The sequence below is a fragment of the Candidatus Allofournierella excrementigallinarum genome, from assembly GCF_944388085.1.
Lineage (GTDB): Bacteria > Bacillota > Clostridia > Oscillospirales > Ruminococcaceae > Allofournierella_A > Allofournierella_A excrementigallinarum.
The window spans coordinates 1-18922 of the sequence record NZ_CALXHK010000041.1 but is presented as its reverse complement, the minus strand read 5'-3'; the positions used below and the strand labels follow the sequence as shown (position 1 = coordinate 18922).

Genomic DNA, 18922 nt, shown 5'->3' with positions numbered 1-18922 from the left:
TATGAGCACAGATCGCTACGATTTTACAGAACGGGAATTTCAGCTGCATAATTCGGGAGCCAAACTTTTATACATCAGTTCCGCAAAATATAATGGCGACTGGTACAGCTTCCCCCACACGCACAATTTCACCGAAGTGTTTTATGTCATCGGCGGTGCGGGCAAATTCCAGATACGGGATTCCTATTATAAGGTGTCCGTGGGGGACATGGTGATCCTGAACCCGAACATCGAACACACGGAGACCAGCATGGTGGACGACCCGCTGGAATACATCGTGCTCGGCATCCGCGGGATAAAGATGAGCGCCGAACTGGACCCGAAGCAGGATTTCAGCATCATCCACTTCAACGAAGCCGCCGAGGAGATCCAGCGGTATCTGCTGGCCATGCTGCAGGAGGCCAAGAACAAGAAGAACGACTACGAGGAAGTGTGCGGCCATCTTTTGGACATCCTGCTCATCTGCCTGATGCGGCAGACCAACATCACCTCCCGCGTGCAGGAGGCCGACCTGACCCACCAGAACAAGGCCGCCGCGGCGAAGGAATACATCGACGCCCATTTCCGTGAGGACATCGCGCTGGACCAGCTGGCCCAGAAGATCCAGGTCAACAAGTATTATCTGGCCCACATTTTCAGCCAGAGCTACGGGATGTCCCCCATCCAGTACGTCCAGACGCTGCGGCTGGAGGAGAGCAAGTATCTGTTGCGCACAACGGATTTCGCCATCAAGCAGATCGCCTCGATCACCGGCTTCTCGTCGCTGGGCTACTTCTCCCAGCGCTTCAGCAAAGCGGAGGGGATGAGCCCGGCGAAATACCGGGTCATGGCCCAGAACAAGCTCATCGGCGGCGCGCAGGAAGAGCCCGCCCGGGAGGACGCGGAGGAAAAAGGCTCCCCGGTCTCCCAGTGAACCACACAGAAAAAACCGTCCCCCTGCCGGATGCCCGGCGGGGGGACGGTTTCGCTTTTGGAAAAAGCGGCTCAGCGCCAGCGCGCCAGGATGGCGGCGGCCTGCTGCAGGCGGCCGGCCCGCTCGCGGAAGAACCGCTGCAAAGCGTCGCAGTAGCAGGAGCGCCCCGGCAGGCCGTCCGCGCCGGTCAGCCGGTCCCGGCGGCAGCCGTTGCGGCACAGCACGTACCAGCGGCAGCGGGCGCACTCCGGCGGCACCGGTGTCGAACACTGCAAAAACTGCCGTGCGGCGGCGCTTTGGGCCATCTCGGCGAAGGAGTTCTCCCCCACCGTGCCCAGCCGCAGTTCGTCCAGCACGTAAAAATCGCAGGGGTACACGCCGCCGTCCCCTTCCACCACGAACTGGATGGAGCACCTGCCCACCATGCCGCAGGCCTCGGGCTGGCCCCCCAGCAGGATCTGCAGCCAGTTGTCGATGTGGCGGATGCTCACATACTGCCCGCTGAGCAGGTCCTGGAACCACAGGTCGAACACGCGGATGAGGAACTCGCCGTATTCCTCCACGGAAAGATGGTACCGCTCCCGCCCGCGCTCCTGGCCCAGCGGCTCCAGGCAGGGGATGAACTGGATGTGGTCCAGCCCCTGCTTGCGGAAAAAGCGGTAGATGCGCTCGATGCTGCGGGCGTTTTTGCCCGTCAGCACGCACAGGATGTTGAAGGTCACCCCGTGCTTTTTCAGCAGAGCCACCGAGCGCATGACGTCGTTGAAGGTGCCGTTCTGCGCCGGGTCGGTGCGGTTGAGGTTGTGCAGCTCCGCCGGCCCGTCCAGCGAGACGCCCACCAGAAAATCGTGCTCCTTGAAAAAGGCGCACCATTCCTCGTCCAGCCGGAAGGCGTTGGTCTGGATGGCGTAGCTGACCTTCACCCCCGGCTTTTCGTGCTTTTTGACCAGCTCCACCACCTGCCGGTAAAAATCCAGCCCGGCCAGGGTGGGCTCGCCGCCCTGAAAGAGGAAGGAGCAGCTGTGCTCGGCAAACTCCATCGCGCCGGCGACCACCTCTTCCATGAGCCGCGGCGAGAGCATCCCCTGAAAGCCTTCCTGCCGGTGGCTGGCCACGTCCCGGTAAAAGCAGTAGGCGCAGGTCATGTTGCAGGCGGAGGAGGCGGGCTTGATGAGAACGTTGACAGGGGGCATTCGGTTCACTTCCTTAGTGTTTATAGGCGGCCGGCCCGCCGCGGCTCATTCTTCGTCCAGAATGGCGGGGCGGTACCCTTCCGCTTTTTCGATCCAGTCCAGCAGCCAGCCGCGCAGCTGCCGCTTCGCGTCGGCATAGGCGGGGTCGTCCACCACATTGTGCAGCTGCCAGGGGTCGGCCTTCAGGTCATAGAGGAAGTCGTCGGCGTAGACGTCCGACGCGGCGGTCTTGCCGCCGTCCTTGCCGGGGGCGTAGACGGAATAGAGATAGTCCGGCGTGCGCACGCAGCGCCCCACCCGGCTCTCGGAGATCTGGGCGAACACCCGGTCGGGCCGGCCGGGCTCCTTCTTCTGCACCACGTCCAGCAGGTCCTCGCCGATCATGGCGTCCCCCACGTCCACCCCCGCCAGGGCCAGGATGGTCTTGGGCAGGCTCTCGGTGCTCACCAGCTCCTCCACCGCCACGCCGCCCCGGAAGGGGCCGCCCGCGATCACCAGGGGAACGTGCAGGGCGCTGTCGTGGCAGGTGCGCTTGTAGTCGTCGCCGCCGTTCAGGTGCGCGTCCCTGTTGCGGGTCTTGAAGTGAGAGCCGTGGTCGGAGGCGTAGAGGATGACGGTGTTGTCGTAAAGGCCCTTGGCCTTCAGCCGCTCCACCAGGCGGCCCAGGTTCTCGTCCAGGCTGGCGCACTGGCCCAGGTAGTCGGGGTATTCCTCGGCGGCGTTGCCCCCCAGCACCTCCAGGTCGTGGGGCAGAACGAAGTTCTTGAAGCGCTCTTTGGAGCCCACCGGCCCCTCGTAGTGGCCCCGGTCGTTCTGGTGGTGGGGCTCGATCTGGGAAATGGTCATGAAGAAGGGCTTTGTCTCGTCGCGCACATCCAGGAATTCCAGGGCCATGTCGTTGATGCGGTCCGCCCGGTAGCCCTTGAAATCGATGCGCCGGTCGTTTTCGTCAAAGACATAGCCGTCGTAGCCGTGGGAGGTGAACTCCAGCACATCCGCGACCCGCCAGTAGCCGGTGTAGCCGCCCCGCAGCTCCCGGGGCACGGCGGTCACGGTGTGGTCCACGGTGTTGTGGCCGTCCATGTCGCCGTCACTGGCCAGATGCCACTTGCCCACATACGCCGTCTCGTAGCCGGCCTCCTCCAGATAGTTCGCCAGCGTTTTGACGTTGGCGGGCAGCATGATGTTGTTGCGGAAGCAGCCGGTGTCGGTGGCGTAACGGCCGGTCTGGAACAGCGCGCGGCAGGGGCCGCACACCGGCTGGGGCGAGAAGGCATTGTTGAACTTCACGCCCTCCCGGGCCAGCCGGTCCAGATTTGGAGTGATGTCCAGCGGCTGGCCGAAGCAGCCGCAGGTATCCCAGCGCTGCTGATCGGTGAAATAAAAAATGATGTTGTATGCCATGGGATAACAACTCCTTATTATAATATGCCTGTTTTGAGCCGCCCGGCGGCTGCCGCCAAAAAGCAAACGAACGCCCAAAACGTTGGCTTTTCGGGCGTTTTTTTCATTATAACATTTGCTTTTGGGGGCTGTCATTGATTATTTGTTGTTTGTTGGCTCCCGGCTGTTGCGCGGGCGGTTTTGGCGAAAAAAGGCGGCAAACCTTGTGAAAACACCGTCAAACCCCTTCCCGCCCATAAAAACGGGGCCGCAGGTGGATTGTACTGCTTTTGCGATGATTAATATTTCTTGCTGCGCCTTCCGCGGGGCGTTATCGTTTTTTCGGCCTGGAACCGCGGCGGCAGCGGCTCTGCCTCAAAATGCCGAAGGAGGAGAAACCGCTGTTTACAGCTATATTACAGCGTTTTTTTGCAAGGGGCGATTTTGACAATTAATTTATCTGAACTTTGTGACTAATGTATATTGACGAAGAACCGCAAGTTATATATAGTAAAAATATAAAGTCTGCCAAGAATTCGGCAGCACGTTTTATTAAAAAGGAGGACTCCCAATATGAAAAAGGCATTGTCTCTCATTTTGGCGGCTGCTCTTTCGATCGGGCTCGTCGCCTGCGGAGGAACAGGCACCAGCCAGAGCGCGGGCACTTCCACCCCTGCTTCCGGCGCTTCCCAGCCGGCTGCCGGCACCCTGTCCGGTACCATCCGCTACGCTTCCATGTGGAGCGAGACCGAGGCGCAGGCCGACGTGATCAAGGCTGCCATCGAGGAATTCACCACCCTGTATCCCGACGTGGAGATCACCGTTGACTGGATGGGCCGCGACGTGCGCAAGACCATCCAGGCCAGCCTGGACGCCGGTCAGTACGACCTGTGGGATTCTCCCGTGGACGCCGTTCTGCCCAACTACGCCAGCTACGGCTATGACCTGACCGAGCTGATGGCCGCCGAGAACCCCGTTCTGGACGGCAAGACCTACAACGACGTGGCCAACCCCACCCTGATGGAAGCGGTGAAGAGCGCCGGCGGCACCGATGAGATCCTGGCCGTGCCCTACACCCCCACCGTCATCGGCATGTTCTACAACAAGGACCAGTTCGAGGCCGCCGGCATCACCAAAGAGCCCGAGACCTGGGACGAGTTCCTGGACGTCTGCGAGACCCTGAAGAACGCCGGCTTCACCCCGCTGTCTGTTGACGACGGATACGTGGTGCTTCCCTTCGCCAGCTATCTGGGCCGCCTGAAGGGCCTGGACTTCATCGGCCAGCTGATCTCCGATTCTGAGGGCACCCTGTGGGACGATCCCGCTGTGGTGGAGGCCGCCAACGCCATGCAGGAGCTGTGGGACAAGGGCTACATGAGCGTGAACTCCGCCTCCAACAAGTACCCCGCCGGCCAGAATGAGGTCGCCATGGGCAACGCCACCATGTATCTGGTGGGCTCCTACATGCTGAACGAGGTCAAGGAGATCACCGGCGACGAGTTCAACTGGGGCTGCTTTGCCTTCCCCGCGCCTGAAGGCTCCGAGTACGGCATCGACGTGAACACCATCGGCATGCAGGCCATGCAGGTGGCCAAGAACGCCACCGATCCCGAGCTGGCCTTCTACTTCGCTTCCTTCTGCACCACCGGCAAGTACGACCAGATGATGAGCGAGCAGACCAACTCCATCCCCTCTGCCAGCGACACCGAGTGGCCCGCCATGCTGGAGTGCGCCAAGGGCGTGCTGAACTCCACCACCACCAACGTGCCTTACGGCTTCGGCATCCAGTACAACGCCGACTTCACCCCCATCTACAAAGAGCAGGTCCAGAAACTGCTGGGCGGTCAGACCGACGCAGCTTCTTTCCTCGCGGCCTGCAAATCGGCTGTGACCGGCAAATAATCAAGGTCTATTTTGCGGCGGCAGACTCTGCCGCCGCATTTTGCGTAAAATGCTCCATTGTTGCGGAGGGACAAGCATGAAATCAAGAAGCAGAAACATAATGATCGCGGTCTTCACGATCCCTGCCATGATCGCGATCGCGCTGGTCTTTGTGTATCCCGTGATCCGGACCATCCTTATGAGTTTTTTCACCATTGATAACGTGGTGAGCAAAATGTCCGAGTGGTCGTTCGTCGGCGTGTCGAACTATACGCAGCTTCTCGGCACACCGCTGTTCCGCCAGACCTGGGTCACCTTTGCGAAGATCTGGGTGTTCGGCGGCCTCGTTATCATGTGCATCGCCATGCTCTTTGCGGTGATCCTCACCTCCGGCGTGCGCGGCAAGTCGTTCTGGCGCGCGGCCATCTACCTGCCCAACATCATCTCGGCGGTGGCCCTGGCCAACATGTGGATCCACTATGCCTACAACGCCAACTGGGGCCTGTTCCACAACATCTTCGCGGCCATCGGCTGGGACTCCATGGCCCAGTTCCAGTGGACCTCGCCGGACCATCTGTTCCTGGCCATGATGGTGGCCTATTGCTTCGGCGCGGTGGGCTACTACATGCTGATCTACATCGCCGAGATCGAAAAGATCCCCCAGGATATTTTCGAGGCCGCCAAGATCGACGGTTCCTCCGGCGTCCATTCCTTCTTCCACATCACCCTGCCGCTGTTCAAGGGCGTGTTCAAGACCACCCTGACCCTGTGGACCACCGGCACCCTGGGCTTCTACATCTGGTCGCAGATGTTCTCCAGCAACCGCGACGCTTCCGCCCAGATCATGACCCCCATGTACTACATGATCCGCACCACCTTCGGCGACATGGCCTCCGCCTACACCGAGACCAATGCCGGCCTGGGCGCGGCCATCTGCGTCATGGTGATGCTCGCCGCCGGCGTGGCTTTTGCGATCATCAGCCGCATCTTCAAAGGCGACGAGATCACGTTCTAAGGAGGGATTATCTGTGAGCAAGAAAAGAAAAGCGGAGAAGTATGTCGAGCCGCTGAATGTGAAAAAAGAAGCCCGATTGCTTCCCGGCTACATTATTCTGGTCTTGTGGGTGCTCTTTGAGGTGGCGCTGCTGAGCTGGATCGTTGCCGCGTCCTTTTCCACGACCAAGGAGATCTTCTCCAACCAGATGCTTCAGAGCGGCCTGCATTTTGAAAACTACATCTATTCCTGGACCAAGGGCAACATGGGCAAATACTTCCTCAACAGCCTGATCTACGCAGGCTTCGGCGTGAGCGGCGCCCTGCTCCTCTCGGCCCCCTGCGCCTATGCCCTCAGCCGCTTCAAGTTCTTCTACAACAAGGTCCTCACCAACCTGCTGGTGCTGTTTTTGAGCATCCCGCAGATCATGGTCGTGCTGCCCCTTTATTCCATCGCGGTGAAGTACGACCTGCTCAACAAGCACCTGACCCTGCTGGTGCTGTACATCTGCCTGAACGTGCCCTTCTGCACCTTCTTTTTGCTCAACTTCTTCGCCACCCTCTCCCGCACCTTTGAGGAGGCGGCGGCGGTGGATGGCTGCACCCCCATCAAGACCTTCTTCAAGATCATGCTGCCCCTGGCGCAGCCGGGCATCATCACGGTGGGCATTTTCCTCTTCGTGAACATCTGGAACGAATTCTTTGTGGCCATGATCTTTGCCACCAGCAGCGAGGTGCGTCCCCTGGCCTACGGCCTTTACAGCCTCATCCAGGCCATGTCCACCAACGGCAAATGGGCCGAGCTGTTCGCCTCGGTGATGATCGTGGTGGTGCCCACCTTCATCCTGTACCTGTTCCTGTCGGAAAAGATCATTGCCGGCGTCACCGGAGGTGGCATCAAGGAATGAGCAAAAAGCAGTTCGTGCTGATCATGACCGACACCCAGCGGCTGGACATGGTCAGCTGCTACCAGGACGTGGGCATCAAAACGCCCAACATCGACGCGCTGGCCGCCGAGGGCGTCAAGTTCAACAAGGCCTACACGGTGCAGCCGGTCTGCGGGCCGGCCCGCTCCGCCATCTTCACCGGCCAGTACCCCTGCATCAACGGCTCCTACACCAACTGCGTGGCCCCGGGGCTGAACGTGCGCACCATCGGCCAGCGCCTGGCCGACAAGGGCGTTTACACCGGCTACATCGGCAAGTGGCACCTGGACGGCGGCGACTACTTCGGCCTGGGCACCGCCCCCGAAGGCTGGGACCCCGACGTGTGGTACGACATGCGCAACTATCTGGAGGAGCTCACCGACAAGGAGCGCTATAAGTCCCGCCAGACCAGCACCATGGAAAAGGAGGACATCCCGGAGGAGTTCACCTTTGCCCACCGGTGCGCCTCCCGGGCGGTGGACTTCATCCGCAGCCACGCCGACGAGGACTACTTCCTGGTGGTGAGCTTCGACGAGCCCCACGGCCCCTCCCTGTGCCCCCAGCCCTACGCCTCCATGTACCGGGACTACGACATGCCCAAGCGCCCCAACGTCTACGACACGCTGGAAAACAAGCCCGTCCACCAGCAGGTCTGGTCCGGGCCGCGGCGCTTCCAGGACCGGGAGGCCCTGCGGCTGAACGCCTGGGCGCTGTTCGGCTGCAACAGCTTTGTGGACTATGAGATCGGCCGGGTGGTGGCCGCCATCAACGAGCAGGCCGACCGGCCGGCGGTGCTCTACACCACCGACCACGGCGACATGCTGGAATCCCACAGCATGTACGCCAAGGGCCCCGCCGCCTACGAGGAGATCTGCCATGTGCCCATGATCCTGCGGGGCTTCGGCAAAGGCGAGATCGACACGCCGGTCTCCCACATCGACATCGCCCCCACCATCTGGGACTTCTTCGGCTTTGAAAACAAGCCCATGATGCTGCAGGGCGAGAGCCTGCTGCCCCTGATGGAGGGCGAGCGGCCCGCCTCGCGGGACGTGTTCATCGAATTCGGCCGCTACGAGACCGACCACGACGGCTTCGGCGGCTTCCAGCCCATGCGCTGCATCTATGACGGGCGCTACAAGCTGGTGCTCAACCTCCTCTCGGAGGACGAACTGTATGACCTGGAAACGGACCCCTACGAAATGACCAACCGGCTGAACGACCCGGCGCTCTTCGAGGTGCGCGCCGGGCTGCTGCAGCGCCTGCTGGCCCACATGAACGACGTGCGGGACCCGCTGCGGGGCTACTGCTGGGAGCGCCGGCCCTGGAACGACCAGGCGGCCAAGGCCACCTGGGACTACACCGGCTGCACCCGCCAGCGCAGCGAGCCGGACTATGAAAAACTCCAGCTGGATTACGACACCGGCCTTGTGCCGGAGGGCCTGGTCCGCATGAAGAAAAAGGCCCAGATAAAGCCGGGCGGCTGAACCGGCAATTTTCAAACTGACTTTGCGGAGGACGAGAGATGAGCGAAAACACTCTGAAAACGGGGCGCGTGACGATCCCCACCAATCTGGACGTTGTGCCCCAGACTATTGAGATCTTGAAGCGCTGGGGGGCGGACGCCATCCGCGACTGTGACGGCACCGAGTTCCCCGAGGAACTGACCAAGGTGGGGGCGAAGATCTACTCCACCTACTACACCACCCGGAAGGACAACGCCTGGGCCAAGGCGAACCCGGACGAGGTGCAGCAGTGCTACATCATGACCGGCTTCTACACCTCCGACGGCGGGGAGCTGCGCATCCCCCTGATGCAGGGCATCTCGGAGGAGCTGATGCAGGTCAACACCCGGGACGACGTCAAGCGCTGGTGGGAGGTCATGGACCGCACCACCGGCCAGCCGCTGCCCGCCGACGCCTGGAGCTACGACGAGGCCGCCGGCTGCGTGGTCATTCCCGCGCCCGAGGCCTACCACGAGTACACCGTGAGCTTTCTGGCCTACCTCATCTGGGACCCCGTGCACATGTACAACGCGGTGACCAACGACTGGAAGGACTTTGAGCACCAGATCACCTTCGACGTGCGCCAGCCCAAGACCCACAAGTTCACCATGGAGCGCCTGCGCAAGTACATCGCCGAGCACCCCTATGTGAACGTCATCCGCTACACCACCTTCTTCCACCAGTTCACCCTGGTGTTCGACAAGCTCAAGCGGGAGAAGTATGTGGACTGGTACGGCTATTCCGCCTCCGTGTCCCCCTACATCCTGGAGCAGTTTGAGAAAGAAGTGGGCTATAAGTTCCGCCCCGAGTACATCATCGACCAGGGCTACTACAACAACCAGTACCGTGTGCCCAGCAAGGAGTTCAAGGACTTCATGGCCTTCCAGCGGCGCGAGGTGGCAAAGCTGGCCAAGGAGATGGTGGACATCACCCACGAGCTGGGCAAGGAAGCCATGATGTTCCTGGGCGACCACTGGATCGGCACCGAGCCCTACATGCCGGAGTTCGCCTCCATCGGGCTGGACGCGGTGGTGGGCAGCGTGGGCAATGGCAGCACCCTGCGCCTCATCAGCGACATCCCCGGCGTGAAATACACCGAGGGCCGCTTCCTGCCCTACTTCTTCCCCGACACCTTCCACGAGGGCGGCGACCCGGTGAAGGAAGCCAAGGAAAACTGGGTCACTGCGCGGCGGGCTATCCTGCGCAAGCCGGTGGACCGCATCGGCTACGGCGGCTATCTGAAACTGGCTCTGGAGTTCCCTGAATTCATCGACTATGTGGAGAGCGTGTGCAACGAGTTCCGCGAACTCTACGAGAACGCCAAGGGCACCACCGCCTACTGCATCAAGACGGTGGCGGTGCTGAACAGCTGGGGCAAGGCCCGCAGCTGGGGCTGCCATATGGTGCACCACGCTTTGTATCAGAAGCAGAACTACAGCTACGCCGGCGTCATCGAGGCGCTGTCCGGCGCGCCCTTCGACGTGCGGTTCATCAGCTTTGACGATGTCAAGGCGGACCCGTCCATCCTGAACGAGGTGGACGTGCTGGTGAACGTGGGCGACGGCGACACCGCCCACACCGGCGGCGCGGTCTGGGAGGACCCGGCTGTGTCGGCGGCCATCCGGGGCTTCATCCGCCGGGGCGGCGGCTTCATCGGCGTGGGCGAGCCCTCCGGCCACCAGTACCAGGGCCACTACCTGCAGCTTGCGTCTGCGCTGGGCGTGGAAAAAGAGACGGGCATGACCCTGAACTACGACAAGTACAACTGGGAGGAGCATCCCGGCCACTTCATCCTGGCGGACGTGAAGGACGAGGTGGACTTCGGCGAGGGCAAGAAGAGCATCTACGCGCTGGAAGGCGCTCAGGTGCTGGTGCAGAAGGACAAGGAAGTGCAGATGGCGGCCAACGAGTACGGCGCCGGCCGCACGGTCTACATCAGCGGCCTGCCCTACAGCTTTGAGAACAGCCGCGTGCTCTACCGCAGCATCCTGTGGGCCAGCCACAGCGAGGGCGAGCTGCACAAGTGGTTCAGCTCCAACTACAATGTGGAAGTGCACGCCTATGTGAAAAACGGCAAGTACTGCGTGGTGAACAACACCTACGAGCCGCAGCACACCACCGTTTACACCGGCGACGGCGCCAGCTTTGAGCTGGACATGGCGGCCAACGAGATCCGCTGGTACGAGATCTGAGCCCCGCCGCCAATGGGAAGGGGAAAAACAAATGGCACATCCTAACATCGTTATGATCCTGCTGGACGATTTGGGCTGGATGGACCTGTCCTGCCAGGGCAGCAAATTCTACGAGACGCCCAACATCGACCGGCTGTTCCAGCGGGGCATGTCCTTCGACAATGCCTACGCCGCCTGCCCCGTCTGCTCGCCCAGCCGGGCGAGCATCCTCTCGGGCAAATACCCGGCCCGGCTGCACCTCACCGACTGGATCGACCACGGGAACTACCACCCCTGCAAGGGCAAGCTGATCGACGCGCCCTACATCAAAGGGCTGCCGCTGACAGAGCACTCCCTGGCCGCCAGCCTGAAGGACGCCGGGTACCAGACCTGGCACCTGGGCAAGTGGCATCTGGGCAAAAACGAGACCTACCCGGAAAAGCACGGCTTTGACGTGAACATCGGCGGCTGCTTCTGGGGCCACCCCGCCCACGGCTATTTCAGCCCCTACCAGATGGAGACCCTCACCGACGGACCGGAGGGCGAGTACCTCACCCGGCGGCTGGGCAGCGAGGCGGTGCGCCTCATCCGCGAGCGGGACAAGACAAAGCCCTTCTTCCTGAATTTCTGGCACTACGCCGTCCACGCGCCCATGCAGGCGCCGGCGGACCTGGTGGCCTATTTTGAGGAGAAGAGCCGGAAGATGGGCCTGGACAAGCTGGACCCCTTCGAGGTGGGCGAGCACTTCCCCATCGAGGCCAAAAAGGACCAGCGGGTGGTGCGGCGCACCATCCAGTCCGACCCGGTGTACGCCGCCATGATCTATTCCATGGACCAGACGGTGGGCCAGCTGGTGGAGACCCTGCGCCAGGAGGGCCTGGAAGAGGACACCATCGTCATCTTCACCTCCGACAACGGCGGCCTTGCCACCGCCGAGGGCTCCCCCACCTGCAACTACCCTCTTTCGGAGGGCAAGGGCTGGATGTACGAGGGCGCCGTGCGGGAGCCGCTGGCCGTGGTGTGGCCCGGCCATATCCCGGCGGGGGCGGTGAGCCACGAGATCACCACCAGCCCGGACTTCTACCCCACCCTGCTGGAGCTGGCGGGCCTGCCGCTGCAGCCGCAGCAGCATGTGGACGGCGTGAGCCTTGCCGGGCTGCTGCTGGGCAAAGAGGACAGCCTGGACCGGGAGGCCGTTTACTGGCACTATCCCCACTACGGCAACCAGGGCGGCACGCCCGGCTCCTCCCTGCGCAGCGGCCGGTGGAAGTACATCGAGTTCTATGAGGACAACAGCCGCCATCTGTTCGACCTGGAGACCGACGTGGCCGAAAAGAAGGACGTGGCGGCCCGGCACCCGGACCTGGTGGAGCGCTTCCACGGCATGCTGGCCGGCTGGCTGCGGGACTGCGACGCGGCGTTCCCAACGCCCAACCCGGATTTCAAATGAGCGGACGGTAAAAAACTTCCTCCATAAAAACCGAACGCAGACATCTTTTGCAGAGCGCCTCCGGCCGCCGGCCGGGGGCGTTCTGCCGTTGTTTGGCGGGCCGGTCCTGCTTTGGGGCGCGTCCGGACTGCCGCGGCCGCCAAAGGTGTGGTATAATAGCGGCAAAACGGCTGCTATGGACTTTGCACGCAATGCCGCAGCGGCGGCATATAACAGGATGAGGGGGATGGACGCATGAAACATTCGGTCCGAAAAAAGCTGCTGGCAGCGGCGGGCGTCGCGGCGGCGGTGGCCGCGCTGTGCGCGGGGGCCTTTTTCTGGTACGTGTCGGACTATTACCGGGCGGAAGATGTGGCGCTGGAGGTGATGGCCCGGGGCACAGGTATCACGGTGGAGGGGGACTTCACCATCCTGTCACCCTCGGTGCCCTCCGACACCGGCATCGTCTTTTATCCCGGCGCAAAGGTGGAGGCCGAGGCCTATCTGCCCCTGCTGGACCGCATCCGCCGGACCGGCGTCACCTGCGTGCTGGTGCACATGCCCTTCAACATGGCCATCTTTGACCCCGGCGCGGCCCAGGATGTGTTCCCCCTGTTCCCGCAGATAGAGCACTGGTATGTGGCGGGCCACTCCATGGGCGGGGCCATGGCCTCGGATTTTGCCTCAAAGCACCCGGAGGAGGTGGACGGCCTGATCTTGCTGGGAGCCTACATCTACGGGGACTATCCCGACGAAAAGACCCTCACCGTCTACGGCTCGCTGAACCAGAGCGTGGAGGACCACATCGACTACACCGAGAACATCGTGGAGATCGAGGACGGCAACCACGCCCAGTTCGGCAACTACGGCCCCCAGAAAGGGGACCTGCCCGCCGCCATCTCCGCGGAGGAACAGCAGGCGCAGACCGTGGCGGCCATCGAAGAATTCCTGGCCCGGGCGGGCTGAGGGGGCCGGTCTCCCGGCGGCGCGGCCCGTCAAAACAGACAAAAAGAGCGTCCCGATGCCTTTGGGCATCGGGACGCTCTTTTTCTTCCGTGTGGGAAAGGCCCGGGACCGCAAGAAAACCGCGCATTCTGTTTTTCGGGGAAAAGCGCCGTCAGCAGGCGGCCGTTTCACCCTCCAACTTTTCCAGAAGGCGGCGGCGGGCGGCCAGCAGCGTCCCGCCGTCGGCGGTGTAGGCGGTGGAGGAGGCGCACACCTCTTTTGTCAGGGCCTTCACCGCCCCGGGGTCCGTCCGCTGCAGAAGGCGCAGCAGCTCGCAGTCCTCCGCGCCGCCCCGCTGGGCCTCAAAGCGCAGGCTGCGCCAGGGACCGTCGGGGCCGGGGTAGACGATGTGGGCGTCCCCGGCGGGCAGCAGCGCGCCCTTGTGGGGGCAGCAGGCGCTGTGCCAGATGTCCGGGCCGATGTAGTAGTTGAAGCCCCAGTGGAGGTAGCCGCTGAACTGTTCCCGGGCGGCCAGCCACAGCAGCCCCCGGCTGACGGTGAGGGGCAGGTCCATGGAGCGGTTCACCGCCCGCCCCGCGGGGAAGGCGCAGGTGTAGAACCACATCTCCTCCCCCGCCGCCTGCAGACGGCGGAAGGCCTGTTCGTGCTTTTCCCAGGTGTCCAGCTTGGGCACCCAGACGTCCACCCCGCCGCCGAGATTCGTGGTCTCCACCGCGTCCAGGATGGGCACGCCGGGCAGAAACTTGCGGCACACCGCCGCCAGCATCCGGTAGCCCACGGCGTTGTGCACCTGGGGCTCGTCCGCCAGCGCCTGGGTCATCCGTTTGTGCCAGCCGTTTTTGTTTATCACCCGCGCCCACTGGGAAAAGTACATCCTCAGCTGAAAATATCCCTCTTCCCCGGAAAGGGGCAGCTCCTGGTCCCAGAAGGGGTAATACTCCGGATCGGTCCATTCGTGCCAGTGGGCCACATGTCCGCCGCACAGCTTCGGCGCGCCCTCTTCCAGGGCGATGCGGCCCACCTCCTCCGCCAGGGAGAAATCGAACCCCACGAGCCGCCCGTCCTCCGTCAGCGGCCGGCCCGAGGGCAGCAGGATGTGGGTGCAGCGCATGTCCAGCTGGGCCCGGATGTAGCGGCGCATCAGCCGCCGCCACTCCCGGCTGCCCTCGGCGGCCCCGTGCTGGGCGGCGATGTTCTCGTAGCAGAAGAAGTTGAGCATGCTGAAAACGCCCTCGCCGGCGGCGGGCACCCGGGCGGCGTACACCCGGCACTCCACCGGGCACACCGCCCGCTCCCCTTCCCGCTCTATCGTCAGCTCGCCGGAATAAAGCCCCGGCACCTGGCGGTGGGCCGGCTCCGCGCAGAGGTAGAAGGCCGGCCCCGGCACGGCTTCGCCGAAGGCGCAGGGAGCCATCGCGTCGTACACCTCAAAGGGCGCGGCGCGGGTCACATAGTCCCGGCAGGCGGCGTAGTCGGTGGTGGTCATCAGGGTGGGGGCGGTGTTCTCGTTCACCCCCACCGGCACAAGGCGGTAAAGGCTCACCGGCGGCCCGCCGGGGGTCATCCAGTGGAAGGTGAGGCGGCACTCCCCGCCTTTGTCCACCAGCAGCTGAAAGGCGGCGTGGCCGCCCCGGGGCGCGTCCAGCCTCGCCGCCTGCGGGCCGGCGAGGGGGCTGTCCGGATAAAGCCAGGTGCAGTCGTCGTATACGCAGAAATTCATTGCGCTTGATCCTCCGTTTCTTCCGCGGCCGGGATGCGGATGGTCACCCGGGTGCCCCGGCCAAGTTCGCTCTCACAGGAAAGGCCGTACTCCGCCCCGTAGGCCAGATGCAGCCGCTCGTTGATGTTGCGCACCCCGTAGCCGCCCTTGGTGTTGGCGCTGGAGGCGCTGGCGGAAAAGTTGGCCAGACGGGTCTCCTCGTCCATGCCCACGCCGTCGTCCTCCACGGTGATGACCAGGTCCTGCCCCTGCCGGAAGGCGGCGATGCGCAGGCGGCCGGTCTTGTCCGGCTTTTCAAAGATGCCGTGGATGATGGCGTTCTCGATGATGGGCTGCAAGACGATCTTGATGATGGGGCACTGTTCCACCCCCGGCTCCACGTCCCATTCGGTGCGCACCCGGTCCTCAAAGCGCATGTTCTGTATCTCCACATAGAGCCGGGCGTGCTTGAGTTCGTCCGCCAGGGGGATGACCTCCTTGCCCCGGCTCAGGGAAAGACGGTAGAACCGGGCCAGGGCGTTCACCATGCGGCTTATCTCCGGTACATTGTGGGCGATGGCGGTGCAGTTGATGAGGTCCAGGGAGTTGTAGAGGAAGTGGGGGTTGATCTGGGCCTGCAGGGCCTTCAGTTCCAGGGCTTTGATCTGCTGGCCCTGTTCCAGCTTTTCGTCCATCAGGGTGTCGATGCGGCCCATCATGTTGCTGAAGCTGCCCATCAGCTGGCCTATCTCGTCCCGGCCCTGGGGCGCCACCCGGGCGGACACGTCCCCCAGCTCCACGGCGTGCATGGTGTCGTTGAGCAGATAGAGCCGCCGGGTGATGGACTGGCTGAGCCGGTAGGCCAGAAAGTAGGACGCCGCCGCCAGCAGCACCACCACCGCCAGCATCTCCATGCGCAGCTGGCGGCTGGCGCGGAAGATGTCGTCCCGGGGCAGGGCGGCGGCCAGGGTCCAGCCGCAGTCCTCCAGCACCACCGACTGCACGCGGCAGGGCCCCCGGGCGGTGTCCGCATCCACCCACCCGGCAGAATCCGCCGGAAGCGAGCCGCTGAGCTGGGCCGCCCGCTCGGGGGAGGAGGCGCTGAGCACCTCGGCGCCGTTCAAAAGCAGCACCGTGCCGTTCTGGGTGATGGTGCTGCGGCTCACCGCCGCGTCCACCCGGCCGGCGGCGACGTCCACCCGCAGGATGGCCAGGGGCTGCTGCACGTGGCTGGGATCGTAGACGAGACGCACAAGCGAGTACCAGTCCCGCTCGCCCTCCGGCTGGTCCGAGAAGTCGGCGGGGCCGAACCAGGCAACGGCGCCCCCGTTTTCAAAGGCGGAAAGCCAGTCGCTGCCCATCACCGAGTCCAGCGAGACGATGTCGGCGGAGTTGGTGTAGAGGTAGTCGTTGCTCACATACAGGCGCACCCGGTCCACCCCGGACATGGAGCGCAGGTAGGTGAAGGTGGTGGAGATGCGGTCCCGGTCCTCCAGGCGCTGGATGTAGCTGGTGCCGGCGGGGTCGCTGGCCGCCAGAGCGTAGAGGGAGGGGTCCATGGCGAGGATATCCGCCACCTGGGTCAGCCGGCCCAGCAGGTCCTCCACGGCGGTGTGGGTGTCTTCAAAGGCTTTCTGGGCGGCAGAGTAGGTCTGCTCCTCGATGACGGTGTTGATCCGGTGGAAGGCATAGAGGGTGAAGGCCCCCAGCGGCAGCACCAGAAGCAGAAAAAAGATACACAGCAGTTTGCCCCGCAGGCCCACGTCCAGCAGCAGGCTGCGCCCGAAGGCGCGCAGTTTATTCTTCATGGCAGCAAAGGTTCTCCCGGTAAAGGCGGGGCGGAATGCCCACTTCCTTGGTGAACAGTTTTACGAAGTATTTGCCGTCGGCGTAGCCCACCGCGTGGGCCACCTCGTACAGCTTGCGGGAGGGGTCCGCCAGCAGGGCTTTGGCCCGTTCCATCCGCAGTTCGGTGAGCTTCTGGTTCACGGTGCGCCCGCTGTTCTTCTTGTAGGCGCTGCACAGATAGGTGTGCACGAAGCCCAGGTCCGAGGCCATGGCCTGCACGGTGAAGCCGCTGTCCGCCAGATGGGCGGCCAGATACCCGTCCACCCGGGTCACCAGGTCCTGGGCGTTGCTCTCCACCGCCTGGAAATAGGTCTGCATTGCGTCGGTGAGCGCCTGCCACAGCTGCCGCAGGGTGGGCTGCTTGGCGGCGGTGTAAAGCAGATAGTCCCCCTGGGCGGCGACGGCGGTGATGTTGCGGTTTTCCGCCGCCGAAAGCAGGGCGAACACGATCTGGCAGTAGATGTTGCGCACCACCTCCGGCCGGGTGCCCTCGCAGCGGCGGATGTCCCGGTAGAGGCGGGCGGTGAGGTCCATCGCCTCTGCCTTGCGCTTGTGGCGGATGAGGTTGCCCAGCGCCGCGAACAGCGCCTTGTCGTAGACGTATACCTCACCGTTGGCGGGGGTGGAAAGGTCCCCGTCCTCCCCCCGGTAGAACACAAGGTCCGGGTCCGGCCGCCGGCTCTTTTTCAGCTCCGCGGTGACCTGGCGCAGAGCGGCGGCCACCTCCTCCAGGTCGATGGGCTTTTCCACATAGCTGGCGGCCCGCAGCTTGATGGCGCCTTTCAGATATTCCTTGTCGGTGTAGCCGCTGAGGAAGATGAACTGGCACTCGGGATACATCTCCCGCACCGCCCCCGCCAGCTCCAGACCGTTCATCCGGGGCATCTTCACGTCGCTGATGATGACGTCCGGCCGGTGGCGCCGCGCCAGCTCCAGCGCTTCGACCCCGTCCGAGGCCGCGTCCACCCGCTCCACGTTCAATTCTTCCCAGGGCAGACGGTCCCGCAGGATCTCCCGGGGCATCTTTTCATCGTCCGCCACAAGCACCGAAAAACCCACGGCGTTTCCCTCGCTTTCTTTGCTTTTGTTGATCGCTACTATAATATAGACTAAATTTCATTACGCTTCAATGGATTTTCGTGCAAAAGATGAAAATTCACAAAAAGAACATAATCTTTCCCTCCTATCATAATCGGCTCCCGTTGTTTTGCCCCGGCGGCTCTGCTACGATGGTAATGGACAAAACAACGCGCAAAGGAGGCCGGCCAGATGAAGCACGGCAAACGTCCCCTCCTTCGGGACCTGAAAGAAAACCGGGTCAAGTGGCTGATGCTGCTGCCGGCGGCCATCGTGGTCATCCTGATGTGCTACATCCCCATGGGCGGCATCGTGCTGGCTTTCAAGGAGTACAACTACCACGACGGCATCTTCGGCAGCCCGTGGGTGGCCTTCAAGAACTTTGAGTACTTCTTCCAGTCGGGCAAGGCGTGGAGCGTCACCCGCAACACCATCCTTTACAATCTGGCGTTCCTCTGCGTCAACACCTTTTTGCAGATCACCTGCGCCATCCTCCTTTCTGAGCTGGCGGGCAAGTGGTTCAAGCGGATCACCCAATCGGTGATGTTCTTCCCCTACTTCATCTCCTGGGTCGTGGTGGGGGCCTTCATCTACAACATGTTCAACTACGAGTTCGGCGCGGTGAACACCCTGCTGCACTCGCTGGGCCTGGACCCGGTGGACATCTACTCCAACAAGGCGGTGTGGCCCTTCATCCTCATTGCGGTGAGCGCCTTCAAGAACGTGGGCTACGGCACGGTGATGTATCTGGCCAGCATCATGAACATCGACAGCCAGCTCTACGAAGCCGCCGACCTGGACGGCGCCAACATGTGGCAGAAGATACGCCACATCACCCTGCCGGGCATCCGGCCCACGGTGGTCATCCTGTTCCTGCTGGCCATCGGCACCATCATGAAGGGCGACTTCCAGATGTTCTGGCAGGTCACCGGCAACAACCC

At 62.9% G+C, this 18922-nt stretch carries 14 protein-coding genes; 9 read left to right on the top strand and 5 right to left on the bottom strand.

Annotated features, from left to right (window positions below):
- On the top strand, positions 1 to 913 hold a 913-nt coding region (locus ACH2AT_RS08365), incomplete at its 5' end, for an AraC family transcriptional regulator (protein ID WP_394965152.1).
- A gap of 71 nt (positions 914 to 984) precedes the next feature.
- On the opposite strand, the gene ACH2AT_RS08360 is transcribed toward ACH2AT_RS08365, so the two are convergent.
- Positions 985 to 2106 carry an anaerobic sulfatase maturase gene (locus ACH2AT_RS08360; RefSeq protein ID WP_330058957.1) on the bottom strand — a complete coding sequence of 374 codons (1122 nt, stop codon included), beginning with the start codon at positions 2104 to 2106 and terminating at the stop codon, positions 985 to 987.
- Between the two features lie 45 nt (positions 2107 to 2151).
- Positions 2152 to 3510 carry a sulfatase-like hydrolase/transferase gene (locus ACH2AT_RS08355; protein WP_394965151.1) on the bottom strand — a complete coding sequence of 453 codons (1359 nt, stop codon included), beginning with the start codon at positions 3508 to 3510 and terminating at the stop codon, positions 2152 to 2154.
- A 552-nt stretch (positions 3511 to 4062) separates the two neighbouring features.
- On the opposite strand from ACH2AT_RS08355, the gene ACH2AT_RS08350 reads away from it, so the two are divergent.
- The 7 genes from ACH2AT_RS08350 (at position 4063) to ACH2AT_RS08320 (ending at position 13357) form a co-directional block, all read left to right on the top strand.
- Positions 4063 to 5391, top strand: coding sequence for an ABC transporter substrate-binding protein (locus ACH2AT_RS08350; protein ID WP_394965149.1), 1329 nt, complete (start codon positions 4063 to 4065; stop codon positions 5389 to 5391).
- A 100-nt stretch (positions 5392 to 5491) separates the two neighbouring features.
- Positions 5492 to 6385, top strand: a complete 894-nt coding sequence (locus ACH2AT_RS08345) for a carbohydrate ABC transporter permease (protein WP_394965147.1) — start codon at positions 5492 to 5494, stop codon at positions 6383 to 6385.
- Between the two features lie 13 nt (positions 6386 to 6398).
- Positions 6399 to 7271: a carbohydrate ABC transporter permease gene (locus tag ACH2AT_RS08340; RefSeq protein ID WP_394965145.1), complete on the top strand. Its 873-nt coding sequence runs from the start codon at positions 6399 to 6401 to the stop codon at positions 7269 to 7271.
- On the top strand, positions 7268 to 8773 hold the full coding sequence (locus ACH2AT_RS08335) for a sulfatase-like hydrolase/transferase (RefSeq protein ID WP_394965143.1): 1506 nt from the start codon (positions 7268 to 7270) through the stop codon (positions 8771 to 8773). Before ACH2AT_RS08340 ends, ACH2AT_RS08335 begins: the two co-directional genes overlap by 4 nt.
- Positions 8774 to 8811: 38 nt before the next feature.
- Complete coding sequence (gene gnpA, locus ACH2AT_RS08330; protein ID WP_394965142.1) at positions 8812 to 10983, top strand: 1,3-beta-galactosyl-N-acetylhexosamine phosphorylase; 2172 nt, start codon at positions 8812 to 8814, stop codon at positions 10981 to 10983.
- A 31-nt stretch (positions 10984 to 11014) separates the two neighbouring features.
- The gene (locus ACH2AT_RS08325) at positions 11015 to 12412 is read left to right on the top strand and encodes a sulfatase (protein WP_394965140.1); all 1398 of its coding nucleotides are present in this window, start codon (positions 11015 to 11017) and stop codon (positions 12410 to 12412) included.
- Between the two features lie 234 nt (positions 12413 to 12646).
- Entirely contained in the window at positions 12647 to 13357 is a 711-nt protein-coding gene (locus tag ACH2AT_RS08320) for an alpha/beta fold hydrolase (RefSeq protein ID WP_394965138.1), read from the top strand.
- A gap of 151 nt (positions 13358 to 13508) precedes the next feature.
- Here the strand turns inward: ACH2AT_RS08320 and ACH2AT_RS08315 are convergent, their stop codons facing one another.
- The 3 genes from ACH2AT_RS08315 to ACH2AT_RS08305 are packed head-to-tail and all read right to left on the bottom strand — an operon-like array spanning position 13509 to position 17963.
- Positions 13509 to 15077: a DUF4091 domain-containing protein gene (locus ACH2AT_RS08315; protein ID WP_394965136.1), complete on the bottom strand. Its 1569-nt coding sequence runs from the start codon at positions 15075 to 15077 to the stop codon at positions 13509 to 13511.
- Positions 15074 to 16864 (bottom strand): sensor histidine kinase, encoded by a 1791-nt coding sequence (locus ACH2AT_RS08310; RefSeq protein ID WP_394965134.1) that lies wholly within the window; start codon positions 16862 to 16864, stop codon positions 15074 to 15076. Before ACH2AT_RS08310 ends, ACH2AT_RS08315 begins: the two co-directional genes overlap by 4 nt.
- A complete protein-coding gene (locus ACH2AT_RS08305; RefSeq protein WP_394965132.1) occupies positions 16854 to 17963 on the bottom strand; it encodes a response regulator in 1110 nt (369 codons plus the stop codon). Before ACH2AT_RS08305 ends, ACH2AT_RS08310 begins: the two co-directional genes overlap by 11 nt.
- Positions 17964 to 18173: 210 nt before the next feature.
- Here ACH2AT_RS08305 and ACH2AT_RS08300 point away from each other — a divergent pair.
- On the top strand, positions 18174 to 18922 hold a 749-nt coding region (locus ACH2AT_RS08300), incomplete at its 3' end, for an ABC transporter permease (protein WP_394965130.1).